Origin of the sequence: Streptomyces amakusaensis, from assembly GCF_039532665.1 — a bacterium.
Lineage (GTDB): Bacteria > Actinomycetota > Actinomycetes > Streptomycetales > Streptomycetaceae > Streptomyces > Streptomyces amakusaensis.
This window is the reverse complement of the sequence record NZ_BAAASB010000014.1, coordinates 97,599-115,023: the sequence shown is the minus strand read 5'-3', so window position 1 is coordinate 115,023 and position 17,425 is coordinate 97,599. Positions and strand designations below refer to the sequence as shown.

Here is a 17,425-nt window from a genome sequence, read left to right as displayed (position 1 = left end):
GATCCACAGCAGTGAGAGCGACGAAGGCGCGCCGTATGACAGCGCTCGCCGACACCCTGACTCAGCACCTCGAACCACCGCTCCCGGCCGACCCGAAGCAGTTCATGCGCGATCTGCTCCAGCCCTTGGCTGAAGAGCGCCAGCGGAACATTCAGCTGGTCTTCAAGGACCTTCCCCGCGGCACCGCAAGCGGCCTGTGGCTCTGCTTTCCGGAGGCGGACATGATCGTGGTGGAGGACAACACAACTCCCCTTCACCAAATGGTCATTCTCGGGCACGAGATCTGGCACATGGTCGCCGGTGGTGGATGCAGGGGACATCAGGTGCCAGCAGGTGCCAAAGCGGCAGCCCGCTCCTTCGACGAAACCCTGGACCGCGTGATGGCAGCACGCACTGACTTCGCCCTGCAGGAGGAGAAGGACGCCGAAGCTTTCGGTCTCCGGCTCGCGAGCCGGCTCCGCCCCTACCTCACGGGCGCTCAGGCTCAGATGCCCCTGGGTGGAGTGACCAGTCGGCTCCAGGCCAGCTTCGGGGGGCCTGCAGCATGACCGGAACCGACTACTACATTCCGTCTCTGGTGCTGGGAGTGGCCCTGCTGGTCAAACTCCCAACTCTGTGGCGCGGCCGACGCGATCCCATGCTCCGCAGCGTGCTGGTTCTGCTCTGTATGGCCCCCACAAGTTTCGCGCTCGCCGCGCCACCGAGCATCCAGGCGATCAACCGGACAACTGGTGTTCCCAACGCGGCTGCCCCCCTTGTCTACTCCACCCTCTGCGCCTTGTCCTGCGCGAGCCTGATCCTCATCCTTCATTGGCGCGGCGGGCCGCCCGAGAAGCTCCGGCGGCAGACACGCCGATGGCTCTTCTTCTACGTCTGCCTCACCGTGTCCATCTTCGTGCTGTTCGCACTGGGCAACGCACCGGTGGAGCGGCTCCAGGACCTCGACACCTACTACGCGAACACTCCGTTCATCCGCGAGATGATCGTCGCCTACCTCATCGGATTGACCACCGCCAGCGCGGCGATCACTGTGACATGCTGGATCTGGGCCCGCGAGGTCACCCTGCCCTGGCTACGACGAGCACTGCGCACCCTTGTTGTCGGCGTCGTTCTTAGCCTCGGCTTCTGCGCGGCCAAACTGCTCGCGATCAGTGCCCGGTGGGCCGGCGGCGATCTCGACTTCCTCAGCACGAGCATCGCACCCCCACTAGCAAGCGTTGGAGCAGTCGTCACCACTGCGGGATTCCTCATCCCGCTGCTTGCACCGCGCCTTGCACCCCGCTGGACAGCACACCGTGCCTTTCACCGGCTCGGCCCGCTCGCGAAAGCACTCAGCGAGACGCTCACGGGCTCATCTGTCCCCATGACACCCCCGAGATGGCGCGACATCGAACTGAGGGCAACTCTGCGCGAGTCTCAGATCACCGACCACCTCCTTCAGCTCGCTCCTTACTTCGACATCGCACAACGTCAGGCTGTCTACGAGGATGCCCGCTCCCACGGGCACATCGACGATGACGCCGCTGTCATCGCGGCGGCGGAGATGGTGCGGAGCGCGATCGTCGCCCACGCGGCGGGCCACACACCGGCAGACCCCGCCGACACACCCACGCTGCCCATGGCCCTGGGCAGCGCAGCACAGCGACTCGCCGACGTGAGCCGCCATTTCGCCAGTCTGCGCGGCCCGGCAGTTCCTCACCCGGCCGCCACCGCACACCCGCTAGAGAGCACACTCCGATGACCCACACTCCCTCCGCCCGCTCTGCCGCTTCGCACGCCGTGGTCATAGGGGGCAGCCTGGCAGGCATGCTTGCCGCCGCAGCGCTCTCCCATGCGGCCGACCGGGTCACCATTATCGAGCGTGACACGCTGCCAGCAGAGCCCGCCCCCCGCCGTGGACTGCCCCAGGCCCGCCACGCACACCTCCTCTGGGCCGGAGGCGCCCGCGCCATCGAGTCCCTGCTCCCAGGAATCCAGCGGGAATGGCTGGCCGCAGGCGCCCGCCGGATCTCGCTGCCCACCGGCGTGGTGACCTATACGGCGGAGGGCTGGCTGAGGCGTTACCGTGAGGCTCAGTACCTGATCGCTTGCAGCCGCGACCTGCTTGACGCAGTTGTCCGTACCCGAGTCCAGAAACTCGCCAACGTCGAGATACGACAGGCACAGGTCACCCACCTCACGGGCACAGCAACCCAGGTCACCGGCGTGACCACCCGGTCCGCCGACGGCACCGAGAAGACCGTACGAGCCAGCATCGTCGTCGACGCCTCCGGCTGCGGCTCGCGCTCACCCCACTGGCTGGCCGAGTTCGGCGTGCCCCCCGTCACCGAAACCACCATCGACTCCGGTCTCACCTACGCCACACGCCTCTATCGCGCCCCATCCGGAGCCGACGACTTCCCCCTCGTCAACATCCAGTCCAACCCGGCCGACGGAATTCCCGGGCAGACCGCCACCATCATGCCCATCGAGGGACAGCGGTGGCTGGTGACCCTCTCCGGCACACGCGGCGGAGAACCGACTGACGACCCCGACCGTTTCGTCGAGTTCGCACGGTCCGTACGTCACCCGCTCGTCGCCGAGCTGATTGAGCACGCCGAGCCGCTGGACAGTGCAGGGACCGTCACCATCTCCCGCTCCGGCGTCAACAAGAGGCGGTACTACGAGCGGATGAAATGGGCTCCGGAGGGCTACGTGATTCTCGGAGACGCCGTCGCGACCTACAACCCCGTCTTCGGACACGGAATGACGGTCGCCGCAGTCGGCGCGAAGGCCCTGGCCGACGCCGTACGTCACAAGGGCATCGCCGCCCCCGGGTTGAGCGCCGAGGTTCAGCGCACGATATCCCGTTCCGTTTCGACCGCATGGGACCTCGCAACCGGTCAGGACATCCGCTACCCAGGCTGTATCGGGCCCAAGCCCCCCGCCGCCGCACGCCTCCTCACCGGCTATGTCAGCCGACTCACCCGCACGGCCGCCAGCTCCCGACGCGTCACCGTTGCCCTGATGGAACCGATGACCCTGTCCGGACCCGCACACGCGCTCGTGCGACCGTCCGTCCTCGCAGCAGTCGCCCGAGGCCCCATCCGCCCACCTCTGACCACACCTCCCCTCACTCCGTCAGAGCGAGCTCTCGCACCCAAACCCCAGACACTCCAATTCTCACAGTGAAGCAGCGGGGCGTACAACGACTGAGCCCACAGATGTGTCAGGGGTGTCACAGGGCTCTCGGTCCGTGCGGGACGGCGGTTCCCGGCGCGGGCTCGGGCCAGCTGCGTACGGCGGCCGTCAGGACGCGGCGGGCCTCTTCGGCGAAGGCGCGCTGTCTGCGGGCGGTGGCGGTGACGACGATGGCGGCGGCGTCGGTGACGGTGCAGATGCGCATCAGCCCGGCTTCGTGCGGGTCCGGTTCGCGGCCGTAGCCCTGGTAGAACGCGGAGCGCAGGTCGGGGCGGTGGTGGAGGGTCCGCTGGGTGATCCGGAGGAAGTCGCGGCCGACGGCTTCGTAGCGGCTGGTCTCGAAGTCGATGACACCCACCTCGCCCTCCTGCACCAGGAGGTTGCGGCCGGTGAAGTCGAGGTGGGAGGGCTGTGCCTGCTGAGCGGGAAGGGTTTCCAGCAGGTGCAGCGCCTCGTCGAGGATGGACAGGTCGTCACCGGTCAACGGCTCGGTGCCGCCTGCCAGCTGGCTGCGGATGTACGCGGCGCGGCCCGCGCCGAACGACGGCAGGACAGTACGGGGCGCGGTGTCGTGGAAGCGGGCGAGGAGGGCGCCGGCCTGCGCGTAGGCGTGGCGTTCCTGGCACGGGGTGAGGGTGAGGGACTGCAGCGGCTCGCCGGCGACCACGGTCATCAGGAGCAGCCGGGCGTCCTCGTCGGCATCAAGGAGCTGGGGCGTGTTCGGGCCGAGTGCCGGGGCCCAGAGGGAGAGCGCTGTGTGCTCCCGCTGGAAGCTCTCGGTGCTGGTGTTGCCCTTGAGGATCATCTGCCGCCCGCCGGCGGCCCGCAGCCGCAGCACCGTGGTGGACGTGCCGGGCCAGCTGAGGTCGGCGACGACCTCGGCCGGTCCGGTGATCCGGGCCGGCGCGCTCACGGAAGGCGCAGGAGGGCGAGGGCCCGGGCCACGGCCTGGTCGGGGCTGAGCGCGGTGGTGTCGATCACCTCGGCCCGCTCGCCCAGCCAGGTCGCGTACGCCTGCTCGTAGTCGGCCAGCTTGCGGCGCCGGAACGCGCGCACCTTCTCGCTGCGCTCCTCGCTGTCGGGGAACTCCATGCTGGATTCGATACGGGCCCGGATGGTGTCGGAGTCGGCGTGCACGAGAAGGTGGCGCAGCTCGGTGCCGTTTTTGTGGAGGGCGTCGAAGATGTCGTCGGCGTACTCGCGGCGCAGCAGCGTCATGGGCGCGATGACCGGGCCGCCGTGGGTGAAGCGGTCCAGTTCGGTGCAGAGCCGGGCGACGAGGTCGCGCCACATCGGGTAGTCCTGGAAGTCCTTCTGCCGGTCCGGGTGGTCGCCGATGCTTTTGCGCAGCAGGAAGCCGATCTCTTCGGGGTCGGTGGTGACGGCGCTGTCGAGGTGCTGGTGGAGGAGTGCGGCCAGCGTGGTCTTGCCGCCGCCGAAGGGGCCGTTGACCCAGATGATCATGATGGTTGTCTCTCGTGTTCGTACGGGTTTCCGGCCGGGCGGAGGTCTGGCCGGAAGGCGCTACGGCTGGGGGACGGTTTCTTTCTGGTGGGGCAGGAGGGGGATGCGGTGCTGGTGGTAGGCGAGGTGGAACCGGTCCGCGTGTACGGTCCACAGCCGGTCCAGTTCCGGGACCGGTTTCTCGGGCACGGTGAGGGTGACCGTGTGCCGGCCTGCGGTGGCGGCCAGGACAGCGTGATCGTACGGGCCGCGCCGGGTGGAGCGGGGCCGCAGGTGGACGGCGAGCAGGCCCCGGGCCCGGTCGGGCAGGGTGACGTGGACGTCGGCCGGCCGGCCGGGGAACAGGGCGGGCGGGACGCCGACATCGAGAGGGGGCAGGGTCGGGGGGAGGCTGAGGGCGGGCCCGCACCTGGGGCACCGCAGAGTGCGCCGTTCGGTGAGGCCGAGCGGGCTGATCAGGTGCTCGTACTCGCGGGGCGCGCGGCAGTGTCCGCATGCGGGGGCGGGTGACCAGTGCGAGGTGCGGTGGTGGGCGCGCGACGCGGCGAGCTGGCGGGAGAATGCTCCGCCGCGGGTGCGGCTGAGGATGGAGAGCACGGCGTGCCCCCAGTTCATGCTGTGTTCCTCGATGTGGTCCTCCCACGCTTCGTCCGGGGTGCGGACGGCTTCCAGGAGCGTGCTGAGTGCCGCCTGGCGGTGGGATGTCATCTCCTGCAGGCAGGCGGACAGGTCTGCGTCGGGGCGCCGGTCGAGGGAGGCGGCGAGGCCGTGATCGAGCGCTTCGGCGTCGTCCAGCCGTGCGCGCCACTCTGCCGGCGTGCCGGTGGCGGCGCGTCGACGGCCGGTCGCGGGGGCGCGCACGGCGGGTGGGGCGGTCGCACGGCCGGGGGTGTGGAGCTGCTGTTCGGGGTCGCCCAGCAGGATCGCCGAGGGTCCGCGGATGCCCCGGCGCCGGCCGTCGGTGTTCAGGCGGGCGGGGATCTGGCCGAGGCGGGCGCCGGAGTGCAAGAGAGCCGCGGTGAGGCGGGGTTCGTCGCTGCTGGTGGACAGGTCGCCGCGGAGCAGTCCGAGGACCGCCTGCGGGTGGCCCTCGACGGCGTCCAGGGCGAGGCTCACGTCGGAGGGGTACTGCTCGGTCTGGCCGAGGGTGATCGCGTTGCACACGAACAGGCCCAGGACTCGGGTGCGCAGGTCGTGCGGTGCGACGGAACGGGTACGCCCGCCCGGGTCGGTCTTGCATGCCGTGGGGGTGCACCCGCCGGCCAGCGGCGTCCCGTCGGGGGAGTGTTCGGCCGTTCCGCTGAGTCCGCACAGTGTCATGGTGCCGAGATGGGCGTGTGCGGAGGAGCCGTCGGCGTCGACCAGGAGGCTGTCCCAGGGGCGGGAGAGGACGTCGTCCAGGGTGCTGCGCCGGTCGGGGTGCCCGGGGGTGAGGATGCGGGTCAGTCCGGTGGCGCCGTCCAGGAGCCCGGTGTGCGCGGGGGACGCCTTCGCGGGGTGGCGGGTGAGGAGTTTGGCCGCGGTGAAGGTGAGGGCGGCGTCGTCGCGGCCGGTGAGGAACCCGGCCGGCGTGTTCTGCCGGGCCAGGGCGGTCAGCAGCGGCATCAGGACGCCGAGGGTCAGGGCGCGGGCCCTCGCCACGATCAGGACGCTGCCGCCCGGGGGTCCGAGTGCGCCGGGATCCTGGAGCATTCCGGGGCTGAGGGCGTGGTGGGGGCGGCCGAGTGCGCGGGCGGCGAACTCGCCCAGGTCCTCGTGGCCGGCCAGGCTCACCACCCGCGCTCCGGGAGGCGGGCTGGAGCGGAGTTCGGGGTCGGGGTAGGTGTGCAGGATGTGCGCCCATCGGTCGGCGCGTTCCGCCTCGGTGGGCCGCAGGACGGGCACGGTGCCCTCGTCCAGCAGCCGGGCGGCCTGCGGCATCCGGCTGATCCACCGGTACGGGTGCGGCAGGCGGGACATCAGCGTGCCTCCTGGTCGGCGGGCGTGATCAGGGCGCGCAGCGTGCAGGGGACGGCCACGTTCTTCGTCATGGGTGCGGCGGTGCGGCGGTGCGGCGGGCGGCGGCCATGCCGTGCTGGTGACGGGGGCCGGTGAGCTGGTGCTGGTAGGGCCAGGCGCGGTCCGCGAGCGCGTCGAGGGCCTGCTCGGCGGTGCGGTGCTGGGTGAACTCGGCCAGCGTCCGGATCCGGGTGGGGCGCCCGAGGGCGGCGAGGTGGTCGGTGACGCGCCGGTCGGTGCCCTTCCCGTGGAAGAGCGGCCGCGGGCCGTCGGCGAACGCCGCCCGGCGGTAGGCCGCGTCGATGCCTGCGAGCGGGTTGGGGCCGTCCGGGTGCAGGAGGAGACGGACGAGCCTGCCGCCGGGGCGCAGGACGCGCAGCGCCTCGTCGGCGGCGAGCAGTGGGTCGTCGGTGAACTGCAGGGCCTCGTGCTCGACGACGAGATCGGCGCTGCGGCCGGGGAGGGGGAGCGTCAGGGCGTCGGCGTGGACGATGCGGACGCCGGGCAGGCGCGCGTCCTTCAGGCGGGTGGCCATGGCGGCGGAGGGTTCGACCGCCCAGTACGCCGCGGGGCCGTCTGCGGCGAGCTGCCGGGTGATCCGTCCGGTGCCCGCACCGAGTTCCACCACCGCGCACCCGGCGAGGTCGGTCGCGGCCCAGGTGCGCAGTGCGTCGGCCATGGCCGGGGCCAGGGGGCGGTGGCGGTCGTACACGGCGGCCAGGGCCGGGGTGTAGAGGGGGTCGTCGGGGGCTTGGGGGGTGAGGTCCGGTGGTGCGCCGAGCAGCGGGGCGAGCGCGGCGGCCGTGTGCGGCCACGGCCAGGAGCCAGTGGCGCCCAGGACGAGCCGGGTGAGATGGAGCAGGTGGCGCAGGACGCCGAGGAGCGGCAGGAGGCCGGCGGCGAGTCCCGCTTTGGCGGTGGGGTCGGCGCGCAGAGAGGCGGTCAGGGCCTCGCGGACGGCCGGGGGGAGGTAGCGGGAGGCGGTGGCGCCGGGCCAGGGCGCCTGCTGGTGCCGGAAGACCATGGTGGCCAGTGCGGTGAGGCTGTGGCGGACGGTGTCGAGGTGGGTCGCGGCGGCCAGCGGGTCGCCGGACTCCGTGGCGGCGGCCAGCTGGTGGAGCGCCCAGCCGGTGTGGTGGAGCAGGTCGGCGGCGCGCGGGGCGGCGGCCGCGCGGGTGCCGGGCAGCCAGGGCGGCAGGTGTTCGGCGTCCACAACGTCGGCGGAGCCGGACCGCGCGTCCAGGTGGCCGGCGGCGGCCCGGGGGTCGGCGTTGTGCGGCATGAGCCGCCATGTGGTCAGGCGGCCGGTGGCGCTGACGGTGGCGAGGGCGTCGGGGCCGAACGGGATCGCGGTGGTGGTCGGGTCTTTCGAGGCGAGACGGGCGGCGAGACCTGCTGGGGGCAGGCCGGTGGCGAGGTGACGGGTCGAGACGGTGGTGTGGCCGTCGGCTTCGGCGTGCCCGGCGGGCGGTGCCGTCCCCGTGGGCGCCGCCTGCGTCCGCGCGGGAGCCGTCACCGGCGGGAGGACGATGCCGAGGCCGTTCAGGAACGTCTCGAACTGCGCGGCGCTGGTGTAGTGGTGGGCGTGCAGTCCCAGGTGGAGGGCCGCGGTGACGTTGGTCCGGCTGTCGTCGGTGAAGACCACCTGGCTGGCAGGCAGGTCCATCATCGACAGCGCCGTCGCGTAGGCCCCGGGGGCGGGCTTGGTCATGTGGATCTCGGCGGAGTTCGCGACGTGCTCGAACACGTCGGTGATCTGGTGCAGTTCCAGGTCGCCGTGGACGGCGGTGGTGTTGTTGGTGAGGGCGCAGGTCACCAGCCCGGCGGCGCGGGCCCGCCGCAGCAGACCGGCCATCGCCGGATCCGCATCGCCGCGGTCGGCCGCCCAGGCTTCGGAGGCCCGTCGGCCCGCCTCACCGAACTCTTCGGTGAGGCGGGTACGGACCTGGTCGGCCCACTGCTCATGGGTCCAGACGCCGTGGTGGGCGAGGTCGAAGCCGCCGTCGTAGGCGATGTCACGGACGGCGTTCTCGGGCAGGCCGCACGCGAGTGCCGCCCGGATGGCGCTGCTGCGCGGCCACAGCCGTACGACGCCGTCGATGTCGACGAGCAGACCGCGTACCGGCTCGTTCATGGGGTGCTCCCGGAGTTCAGGGCGGTGTGGAGGAAGCGGGTGGTGGGGTCGGCGTGGAACGCGTCGAGGGAGATCTCGGTGCCGTACCGCTCGTTGACCTGCTGCAGCAGGAGCAGCGCGGCCAGGGAGTCGCCGCCGGCAGCGAAGAAGTCCCGGGCGCCGTCGGCCTCGGCACCGGTCTGTTCCCGCCACCACCGGGCGACGTCCTCGGGCAGCGGCGGCACGGGGGCCCCGGAGTCCGGCGCGCCGGTGCTGGTGCCGGTGCCGGTGCCGGTGGTGAGGCGGTCGATCTTGCCGGATGCGGTTCTGGGCAGTGACGGGTGTCCGAGGATGAGCGCGGGGACGGCGGAGGGCGCAAGCCGGTCCGCGAGGTGCTTGCGCAGCCGGGACGGGAGGCCCGGGTCGTCCGTCTCCACATGCAGGACCAGCCGCGGTCTGCCGCTCGTCGCCCGGTCGGTCAGCAGCACGGCCGCGCGCACCCCGGGTGCCTGGGCGGCGGTGCGTTCGACCTCGCCCGGCTCCAGCCGGACACCGCCGAGGTTGAGCCGGCCGTCGTCGCGGCCGAGGAACACGTACCGGCCGTCCCGCAGCTGCCGCACCCGGTCCCCGGTGCGGTACACGCGCTCGCGGCACCAGCGCCGGCCGTCGGGCAGGGACAGCGAGAGGAATGCCCGCGCGGTCTCCTCGGGGCGGTCCAGGTAGCCGGTGGCGAGGCCCTGGCCGCCGAGGTAGAGCTCACCGGCTTCCCCCGCGGGCACCGGCTGCCGGCGGGCGTCGAGGACCCAGGCGCGCACGCCGGGCAGCGGGCGGCCGATGGGGACGGGGTCCTCTCCCGGGCGGATGTGCGCGGCGACGATCGCGTCGATGCACGTCTCGGTCGGGCCGTAGGCGTTGGCGACGTCGTACCGGCCGGACCACAGTTTCAGCGGGCCGGGGTGCAGCGCCTCGCCGCCGAGCACGATGCGCCGCAGACGGGGCAGTTCGGTGAACGGCGCGGCGGCCAGGCAGGTGGGGGTGGTGGTGAACGCGGTGATCTCGCGGCGGCGCAGGAAGAGGGGCAGGGCCGGGCCGGGGACGCGGTCGCGGGGAGCGGCGATCTGGAGACGGGCCCCGGCTGTCAGCGCGCCGAGGACCTCCCAGAGCACCGCGTCGAAGGTGAGGGCGGTCAGCTGCGCCACCCGGTCGCCTGCGGTGAGGCCGGACCAGGACGGCAGGACCGCGGCGCGGGCGGCGAGGGCGCGGTGGGACACCAGGACGGGTTTGGGGGCGCCGGTGCTTCCGCTGGTGTGCCAGATGCAGGCGATCCGGTCTTCGTCCGCGCATGCCTGCGTCGCCGTGGTGCCGGGCGGTGCCGTGCCGGTGGCCGGGGCGAGGGCGGTGAGAGGGCCGGCCCATGCGGGCGCTGTGCCGGTGGAGGTGACGACGGCGGTGGCCCGGCATCCGGCGGCGACCTGGCGCAGCCGCTCGGGCGGGTGTGTCACGTCGACGGGGACGGCCGGCCTTCCGGCGTGCCAGGCGCTCAGGAGCGCGGTCACCCACTCGGTGCCGGGGGCGAGCGCCAGCAGCACCGGGCCGCCGCCGGGGTTCGCCTCGCGCAGGCGGGCAGCGGTGTGCGCGACGGCCGCGGACAGTTCGGTGTGGGTGAGCTCGTGGCGGTCGTCGGCGACGGCGACCGTGTCCGGGTACAGGCCGGCGGCCGTGGTCAGCAGGTCGGTGAGGGCCGTCATCTACGCCGCCTCCTTCCGGCGGGACGGAAGGACGACGCCGCGGTGCGCCGTACGCAGCAGATCGAGGGTGTGCAGCAGGTCCTGGTGCGGGACGGAGAGGTTCACGCGGATTCGCGGCGGCCCCGGGTACAGGTGCTGCCAGGACTCCTTGGTGCCGCCGAAGAGGAGATGGGCGTTGAGCTTGAGGTCGAACTGGCGGCCGACGGAGTTGACCCAGGCGACGGTCTCGTCGGGGCGGTCGGGGCCGGAGGCCAGGCGGGGCAGCAGGGAGTATCCGGACACCGGGCGCAGGTGGGCGCCGGTCTCCAGCAGGTCGTCGGCGTGCTCGGTCAGCAGGTCGAACCCGCGGGCGAAGTGGGTGCTCATGGCGTCGAGGTGGTTGACGATGGCCCGGCAGTCCGTCTCGGAGGGGACGGTGGGCACCTGGTGGTGCGTGTACTGCCGGGTGATCCAGCGGTGGCGGCGGGTGAAGGCGGCCGGGTCGCGGTCGTGGGCGGCCTCGGCGAGGAGGAGGACCGTCAGGTAGAGCAGGACGGCCTGTCCGGTCAGGGGGCTGCTGGAGGCGGTGCGGTCGAAGAGGTCGTCGCGGACGGCGTCGAGGAGGGAGGTGTGCCCGCTGATCAGCAGGCCGGGGCGGATCCCGGGGATGCACAGGTCCTTCGACGGTGTCATCAGCACGGCGGTGTCCGACACCGAGCCGGACAGGGTGGTGCGGACGCGGTCGGCGACCTGATGCGGGCGGGGCCCGGTTCCGCCGGCGAGGAAGACGACGTCGACGACCCGGAAGTCCGCCTCCAGCGGGGGCGGGATACAGAGGGCGCCGGTGACGCCGTTGGGGAAGATCTCCACCAGCGCGGTCGCCGTGGCCCGCTCTCCGGCGGTGTGCAGGATTCCGTCGTGCCGGTAGCGGCCCAGGACCGTGCCGCCCCACCGGCGCGGGGTCTGCTCGAAGGCGTAGTAGCAGGGCGCGGGCAGCACCAGTCCTGCGTCGCACGCGGCCAGCCACCGGGTGACCAGTCCGATGCCCTCGGTGGCGCCGCTGGTGAAGACGACCTGCTCGCCGTCCAGATCGACGCCCAGGAAGGCACCGGCCAGGGTCGCGGCGAGGGCCCGGTCGCGGGCGTCGTCGAGGGTGCCGTACTCGTGGAGACGGCCTGCGCGGGCGCACGCCTGAAGGGCCCGGTGCAGGAACCGGTGGGTGGCGGGCGCGGTGGGGAACAGGTTGTAGCCGTAGCCGATCTGCGCACTGGCCCGGGAGACGCCGTCGCGCAGTTCGCGGTAGACGGCCACGCACGGCGCGTCCTCGGTGACGGGAGCGAGCAGCGCGCTCATCGCAGCACCCCCGCAGGAACGCTGTGCACGCCGGTGGCGCTCTCCTGCGGCGCCTCGTCGAGCCGCGGCGTGAACGGGTAGAGCCGGGCGGGGCCGGGCCGCAGGGCGGCGGTCCGCCGCGCGAGTTCGTCCAGCGGGACGCTCCCGTCGGCCGCGGCGGTCATGACCCCGGCCAGGCGCGGCATATCGGCGGCGCCGAGCCCCAGCCACGTAGCCTCCGCCAGCCCCAGGCGCAGAGCGTCATGGCCCAGGGGCAGATCGGTGAGCCAGTTCACGTGCAGTCCCGCCCCGTAGAGGCGGGCGGCGGCGTCCCGGGCGGTCGGCTGGGGGGTGCGGGCGACCCACAGCTGGTGGGTACGGGTGAAGCCGAACCCGGCACCGGCCACTACCCATCCACTGCGGGCGAGTTCCTGGCCCAGGGCGCGGGCGTTGGCGATGACGGCCCGCGCGTACGGGCCCGCGTGATCGGCGAACGCCGCGAGCGACAGACCCAGCGCTGCGACCGCGGCGAAGTGGTGGCTGGACACCATGCGGGGCTGGATCGCCGCGATCCGCGCTCCGGTTTCGGCGGTGCGGGTGGCGATCACCCCTTTCTGCGGGCCCGGGAAGGACTTGTGCGTGGACGCCGAGATGCTGTCCGCGCCGCAGGTGAGCGGGTTGGGCAGCGCGCCGCCCAGGACCAGGCCCAGGGTGTGGGAGATGTCCACGTGCAGGACCGTGGACAGGCCGCGCTCCTTGATCGCGGCGGCGATCGGGCGGATGTCGAGACTGGTGAGGGCGTGGCACTGGTCGACGTAGACCAGGGCCGGACGGTGCGCGCCGAGGAACGCTCCGAGCTCGTCTTCGTTCAGGTCGTGCATGCCGCGCCCGGGGAGGTGGACCGGCGTGCAGCCCAGTTGCCGGGCTATGTCCGCGGTCGCGTAGTGCCCGCCCTGGGCCGGGGCGAGGCAGGCGATCGTGCTGCCGGGCGGCCCGCCGAGCGCGGCGATGACCATCTGCATCGCGTGCAGCCCCGACAGCGGGCGCACGTTCACGGCGGCGGCGCCGGTCAGCCGGCGCAGCAGCGGGACCGCGAGGCCGGTCTCCAGCCACGCGGCCTCCTTGCCGGCAGGGAACCGCCAGTCGCCGTCCGCCGGGTCGGGGGCCTCGTCGAACAGATAGCGGGCGTGGAGGTCCGAGGTCAGGGGCAGCCGCGTGACGGGCGCCATGAGGTTCTCGGCGGGGATGAGGCTGAGGGTGAGCTGGGCGCGTTCCTCGTGGGCGCGCAGCACGCTCAGGCCGCGGGTCAGCAGCTCGGCGCCGCTGGGAGGGGACGAGTTCATGGTCCGGACTCCTGACGGGAGAAGGGGCTATGGGAGCGGGCGGAGGGTGAACAGGGCGCGCAGCAGCAGACGCGGGGCGCTCAAGTCGTCGCGGAACGGGGTGCGGCCGTGTCCGAGGCGGTCGTTGGCGATGATCAGGGCCTGGCCCGGCCGGAGGGTGAAGTCGGTGCGGAAGGCGCTGCCGGGCCGGGCGGCGGCGTCGAGGAACGTCAGGGCCCGTTCCATGGCCGCATCGCCGCCGGTCGTGGGGTGGTAGGCGTCGGTCGCCGTCCGGCTGTAGCGGGTGGTCCAGGAGCCGTCCGCCGTGCGGGCGAAGGCCGGACCGGCCGTGGAGCTGCCGGTGGTGAACGTGGAGGTCCGCACGAGGGCGCCGGGGTGGGCGAGCTGGTCGGCGGCCCGGGGGTCCACGCGCCGCAGTTCGGCGTAGGCGCCGATCAGGTTGACGAGGTAGGAGACGCCGCCCTCGGCGGCCGCGGTCACGCACAGCATGAGGGTGGTGGGGATCTGTCCGAGGGTCTGGAGGGTGCCGTCGCAGTGGACGTTCTGTCCGGCCCGGTCCTGGAAGGGGTGGTTCCCGCCCGGGGCGGCGGTCAGCCGGCTGACCCCACGGCCGGTGGTGTGGCTGCTGGCGGTGTACAGGGGCGGGGTGAACGCCTCGCCCAGGTGCAGGGCGGCGGACAGTTCGCCCAGGTTCCCGGCCGAGGGAACGACCCCGGGGACGTGCACGATCGCGTACCCGCGGCGCCGGTAGCCGTCGGTGACGCGGCGGCGCACCGTGGCGTCCGGCAGGCTCCAGGAGCCGGCCTCGACGGGGGCGGCGGGAGTGGTGAAGGCGGGCATCTGCCGGTCGGCGGTGGCGGAGGTGATGAGCGGGGTGGGCATGGGGCGGATTCCTTTCCGGAGCAGGTGCTCAGATCACGGCCGGGGCCTGCTCGCGCAGCCCGGGGTGCTGGGTGAGGAGGGCGCGGATGCTGTCCCGGTGACGGCGGTCGGTGCGGTCGGGCGCCCGGTGGCCGGAGGCCAGCAGGTCCAGGAGCGGGGCAAGACGGCACTCCAGGGCGAACCGGCCGGACGGGGCGCGGGCGTGGTCCAGAGCAGTGAGGAAGCGCTCCCGCTCGGGCCCGTCGACCACCGCACGGCGCAGGGCGGCGGCCAGTTCCTGCGGACGGCCGGGGTCGGCGACCGGGCCGATGCCGAGAGCGGCGACGAGATCGCCGGTGGCGCCGTGGCCGTCGACGACGACGGGCAGCCGGTACAGGGCGGCGTCACGCAGCCGCAGCCGATGGCAGGTCATGTTCTCCGCCGTCCGACCGCCGGTGATCACCACCGTGCGAGCGGCCTTCACCCACGCGTCCCGCGCCCGGTGCGCCACCGGCTCCCCGGGCAGCAGCAGCCGCTCCTCCACACCGAGTTCGGCCGCCGCAGCGAGCAGCGGTTGGAGGCGCTCGGGCGGCGGCTCGTACAGCAGCCGCAACCTGAGGCCGCTGGTGCGGTCCGCCGCGAGCGCGTGCAGGACGGGTGCGGGGTGGCAGTAGTCCCACACGCCCCCGTTCCACAGCACCTCGCACCTCGCGTCCTCGCGGGGAATCGCCTTGCCGGCCGTGTGGAGGGAGTGCCGGTTGTAGCCGATCGGCACCAGGCTCACCAGGGCGGCCAGGTCGGCGCCGGCACGGTGATGGAGTGCCGACATCCGGCCCGCCGCGACCAGGGCGCCCAGCGTGGAGGCGCGCTCCGCCTCCGAGCGCACCAGCAGATGATCGGACAGCAACAGCTGGAGCCTCCACCGCGCGACCGTGTCCCGGTACAGGGCCTCCGCACCGGGCCCGTTGAACGCGTCGAAGTGGAGGTGTTCGATGGGCGGCGCGTTCTCCGCCACCAGGAGCGCACCGTGCTCGTAGGCGGCCAGGAGGAGACGGGTTTCGGGCAGGTCGGTGGTGATGACGGCGTCGCTGGAGGCGGTGACCTCCTCCTCCCGACCGGCGACGAGAGTGACGCCGGGGTGGGTGAAGTCCGAGACGCGCGGCGTGCAGACGGTGACCTGGTGGCCGGCGTCGGCGAGGACCTGGGCGATCTCCCACAGGCGCAGGCCGATCCCGCCGAGCCGGTCGTCGACCGGGTACGGCCCGGCGAGGATCCCGATCCGGCTCACGAGGCGGCCCCCGTCCAGTGGGCGGTGACCGCGGGCCATGTGCCCAGGTCGGTGAACGGTCCGACCTCGACGGCGACCGCCCGCAGCACGGCACCCGTGTGGTGCGGGTGTTCGGGCAGGCCGAGCGTCGCCCGGTGCAGCGCGCCGACGAATCCTTCCGCCGCCCTGTGGGCGAAGGCGTAGCCGAACCAGACCGCGTTGAACCGGTCCACGCCCTCCAGGCCGGGTTTGTCGGCGTAGTCGGTGACCCGCAGCAGCCCGCCCGCGTCCCGCTGCAGCTGCAGGGCCCCGTCCACTGCCAGGCGCTCGGCGCGGTCCTCCCGGGCGGCCAGGAACACCGACTCCCCTCCGGAGCGGATCAGGTCCAGGGCCTCGCCGACAGCCGCCGGGGCCGGGGTGTCAAGGATCTGGTCGGCGAGGAGCACCAGGGTCGCGGGCCCGTACCAGGCGGCGGCGCTCAGGACCGCGCCGGTCGACTCCGGCACACCCGGGTCCTGGCGGACCACGGCGAGCGGCAGCTTCATCTCGTGGCAGCGGCGCTCCAGATGGCGCGCGGTCGGCTCCCGGTCCTCGCCGAGGACAGCGACGAGCCGCAGCCGCCCGGCGTGCGGGGCCACAAGGTCCAGGGTGCCGTCCAGGGCCACGCGGCCCGGCCCGACCGGCAGAAGCTCCTTCGGCGTGGGCAGCCCCAGCCGGGTCCCGCGCCCGGCCAGGGGGAGGACCACGGTGTCGCGGGACCCGGTCATCGAGTCCCGCCCTCGGTGACGGAACGGATCGCGCGGGACAGGACGCGGGCACCGTGCCCGGCCTCCTGCTCGCCGATGATCAGGGGCGGGGCGACGGTCAGGACCGGGCCGAAGCCGCGGATCAGGACGCCCTGCTCCTGCGCGGCCCGGGCGACGAGGGCCGCCAGCTCCACGGAGGCCATCTCGACGCCGATCAGCAGGCCCAGACCCCGCACGTCCCGTACGGCCGGCCGCTCCTTCAGCGGAGCCAGCGCCCTGAGGAGCTGCGCGCCGCGCGCGGCGGCGGCCGGTACGAGCTTCTCGTCCTCGACGATGTCCAGGACGGTGAGGGCCGCGGCGCAGGCGGTCGCGTGCCCGCCGGTGGTGTGCCCGTGCCGCAGCCCGCCCAGGAGCGAGTCGCGGGCGAACACGTGGTGAATGTCCGCGCGGACGGTGACCGCGGCCAGCGGCGCGTACCCACCGGTCAGGCCCTTCGCCGTGGTGATGATGTCCGGGACCCGCCCGTCGGCGCCGAGGTCGTGCTCGAAGCCGAACATCCTGCCCGTGCGGCCGAACCCGGTCGCCACCTCGTCCGCGATCAGCAGGATCCCGTGACGGTCGCACAGATCGCGCAGCGCGGCCAGCTCACCGGGCGGCGGGACGATGATCCCGCCCACGCTCAGGACCGGCTCGATGAGAACCGCGGCGACCGACTCCGGACCGACCGACAGGATCTGCGCCTCCCACTCGTCGGCCCCGGGAACCGTGCATCCGCCGTGGTCCTCACCGGCCGCGCACGCCCCACAGCGCGGGGTGGCCAGGTGGGCGTAGCCCCCGGGCAACGGTCCGGCCCCGTCCCGCCGGAACGGCGAGGCCGTCGCGGCGATCGCCGCCGCCGTCGCTCCGTGGTAGCCGTCGGCGAACGACATCACCACCGTCCGCCCCGGCCGCCCCTGGAGGCGGTGCCACATCCGTGCGATCTTCACCGCCGCCTCGGTCGCCTCCGACCCGCCGTTGCAGAACAGCGTGTACTCCAGCGGCTCGGGCAGCAGGCCCGCGATCCGGTCGGCCAGCGCCCTCGCCGGGAGCGTCGACACCTCCGCCAGGTCCCAGGTCATCAGCCGGGCCGCCTGCTCACGCATCGCCCCGACCACCGCCGGGTGACCGTAGCCCACGGCCGCGTTCAGGGTCCCCGACCGGAAATCCAGGTAGACGCGCCCCTGGTCGTCCTTCACCTGGCAGCCGTGGCCGGAGACGAGCGTCAGCCGCTGCGCCTGCCGGACCGGCGTCCAGGGATGCCATATGCGGTCCCTGCCGCCCGCGGGGAGACGTAACGGGGTTCGAACGGTCACCATGTCACTCCTTCAGAGCCGAGTTGCTGTTCGGGGCAGAGA

The 17,425-nt window shown here is 73.2% G+C and carries 14 protein-coding genes; 3 read left to right on the top strand and 11 right to left on the bottom strand.

Annotation, left to right across the window (positions count from 1 at the left end; all coding sequences use genetic code 11):
- Window positions 1-35: 35 nt before the first annotated feature.
- From ABD371_RS24545 to ABD371_RS24535, 3 genes are read left to right on the top strand one after another with little or no spacing between them, the layout of a single operon-like run.
- A complete protein-coding gene (locus tag ABD371_RS24545; RefSeq protein WP_344480287.1) occupies window positions 36-548 on the top strand; it encodes a toxin-antitoxin system, toxin component in 513 nt (170 codons plus the stop codon).
- Window positions 545-1,741: an MAB_1171c family putative transporter gene (locus ABD371_RS24540; protein WP_344480284.1), complete on the top strand. Its 1,197-nt coding sequence runs from the start codon at window positions 545-547 to the stop codon at window positions 1,739-1,741. Before ABD371_RS24545 ends, ABD371_RS24540 begins: the two co-directional genes overlap by 4 nt.
- Window positions 1,738-3,171 carry an NAD(P)/FAD-dependent oxidoreductase gene (locus ABD371_RS24535; RefSeq protein WP_344480281.1) on the top strand — a complete coding sequence of 478 codons (1,434 nt, stop codon included), beginning with the start codon at window positions 1,738-1,740 and terminating at the stop codon, window positions 3,169-3,171. Before ABD371_RS24540 ends, ABD371_RS24535 begins: the two co-directional genes overlap by 4 nt.
- A 46-nt stretch (window positions 3,172-3,217) precedes the next feature.
- Here ABD371_RS24535 and ABD371_RS24530 read toward each other — a convergent pair whose 3' ends face one another.
- From ABD371_RS24530 to ABD371_RS24480, 11 genes are all read right to left on the bottom strand, one after another.
- On the bottom strand, window positions 3,218-4,093 hold the full coding sequence (locus tag ABD371_RS24530) for a phosphotransferase family protein (protein ID WP_344480278.1): 876 nt from the start codon (window positions 4,091-4,093) through the stop codon (window positions 3,218-3,220).
- Window positions 4,090-4,644: a P-loop nucleotide/nucleoside kinase family protein gene (locus ABD371_RS24525; RefSeq protein ID WP_344480275.1), complete on the bottom strand. Its 555-nt coding sequence runs from the start codon at window positions 4,642-4,644 to the stop codon at window positions 4,090-4,092. Before ABD371_RS24525 ends, ABD371_RS24530 begins: the two co-directional genes overlap by 4 nt.
- Window positions 4,645-4,704: 60 nt before the next feature.
- Window positions 4,705-6,603, bottom strand: a complete 1,899-nt coding sequence (locus ABD371_RS24520; RefSeq protein ID WP_344480272.1) for a hypothetical protein — start codon at window positions 6,601-6,603, stop codon at window positions 4,705-4,707.
- 67 nt (window positions 6,604-6,670) lie between these two features.
- Window positions 6,671-8,776, bottom strand: a complete 2,106-nt coding sequence (locus tag ABD371_RS24515; RefSeq protein ID WP_344480269.1) for an HAD-IA family hydrolase — start codon at window positions 8,774-8,776, stop codon at window positions 6,671-6,673.
- On the bottom strand, window positions 8,773-10,503 hold the full coding sequence (locus ABD371_RS24510) for an amino acid adenylation domain-containing protein (protein WP_344480266.1): 1,731 nt from the start codon (window positions 10,501-10,503) through the stop codon (window positions 8,773-8,775). Before ABD371_RS24510 ends, ABD371_RS24515 begins: the two co-directional genes overlap by 4 nt.
- Window positions 10,504-11,835 carry a PLP-dependent aminotransferase family protein gene (locus ABD371_RS24505; protein WP_344480263.1) on the bottom strand — a complete coding sequence of 444 codons (1,332 nt, stop codon included), beginning with the start codon at window positions 11,833-11,835 and terminating at the stop codon, window positions 10,504-10,506.
- Window positions 11,832-13,157: a PLP-dependent aminotransferase family protein gene (locus ABD371_RS24500; protein WP_344480260.1), complete on the bottom strand. Its 1,326-nt coding sequence runs from the start codon at window positions 13,155-13,157 to the stop codon at window positions 11,832-11,834. The genes ABD371_RS24505 and ABD371_RS24500 overlap by 4 nt, the downstream gene beginning before the upstream one ends.
- Before the next feature lie 27 nt (window positions 13,158-13,184).
- Window positions 13,185-14,039: a TauD/TfdA family dioxygenase gene (locus ABD371_RS24495; RefSeq protein ID WP_344480258.1), complete on the bottom strand. Its 855-nt coding sequence runs from the start codon at window positions 14,037-14,039 to the stop codon at window positions 13,185-13,187.
- Window positions 14,040-14,067: 28 nt separating this feature from the next.
- Complete coding sequence (locus ABD371_RS24490) at window positions 14,068-15,306, bottom strand: glycosyltransferase family protein (protein WP_344480256.1); 1,239 nt, start codon at window positions 15,304-15,306, stop codon at window positions 14,068-14,070.
- Window positions 15,303-16,052: a glycosyltransferase family protein gene (locus tag ABD371_RS24485; RefSeq protein WP_344480254.1), complete on the bottom strand. Its 750-nt coding sequence runs from the start codon at window positions 16,050-16,052 to the stop codon at window positions 15,303-15,305. The genes ABD371_RS24490 and ABD371_RS24485 overlap by 4 nt, the downstream gene beginning before the upstream one ends.
- Entirely contained in the window at window positions 16,049-17,386 is a 1,338-nt protein-coding gene (locus ABD371_RS24480) for an aminotransferase family protein (RefSeq protein WP_344480251.1), read from the bottom strand. The genes ABD371_RS24485 and ABD371_RS24480 overlap by 4 nt, the downstream gene beginning before the upstream one ends.
- Window positions 17,387-17,425 lie beyond the last annotated feature (39 nt).

Bases quoted from the DNA above. Each gene is read 5' to 3' on its own strand.
- ABD371_RS24545 (WP_344480287.1), top strand. From the start codon at position 36: ATGACAGCGCTCGCCGACACCCTGACTCAGCACCTCGAACCACCGCTC.
- ABD371_RS24540 (WP_344480284.1), top strand. From the start codon at position 545: ATGACCGGAACCGACTACTACATTCCGTCTCTGGTGCTGGGAGTGGCC.
- ABD371_RS24535 (WP_344480281.1), top strand. From the start codon at position 1,738: ATGACCCACACTCCCTCCGCCCGCTCTGCCGCTTCGCACGCCGTGGTC.
- ABD371_RS24525 (WP_344480275.1), bottom strand. From the start codon at position 4,644: ATGATCATCTGGGTCAACGGCCCCTTCGGCGGCGGCAAGACCACGCTG.
- ABD371_RS24520 (WP_344480272.1), bottom strand. From the start codon at position 6,603: ATGTCCCGCCTGCCGCACCCGTACCGGTGGATCAGCCGGATGCCGCAG.
- ABD371_RS24515 (WP_344480269.1), bottom strand. From the start codon at position 8,776: ATGAACGAGCCGGTACGCGGTCTGCTCGTCGACATCGACGGCGTCGTA.
- ABD371_RS24510 (WP_344480266.1), bottom strand. From the start codon at position 10,503: ATGACGGCCCTCACCGACCTGCTGACCACGGCCGCCGGCCTGTACCCG.
- ABD371_RS24505 (WP_344480263.1), bottom strand. From the start codon at position 11,835: ATGAGCGCGCTGCTCGCTCCCGTCACCGAGGACGCGCCGTGCGTGGCC.
- ABD371_RS24500 (WP_344480260.1), bottom strand. From the start codon at position 13,157: ATGAACTCGTCCCCTCCCAGCGGCGCCGAGCTGCTGACCCGCGGCCTG.
- ABD371_RS24495 (WP_344480258.1), bottom strand. From the start codon at position 14,039: ATGCCCACCCCGCTCATCACCTCCGCCACCGCCGACCGGCAGATGCCC.
- ABD371_RS24485 (WP_344480254.1), bottom strand. From the start codon at position 16,052: ATGACCGGGTCCCGCGACACCGTGGTCCTCCCCCTGGCCGGGCGCGGG.
- ABD371_RS24480 (WP_344480251.1), bottom strand. From the start codon at position 17,386: ATGGTGACCGTTCGAACCCCGTTACGTCTCCCCGCGGGCGGCAGGGAC.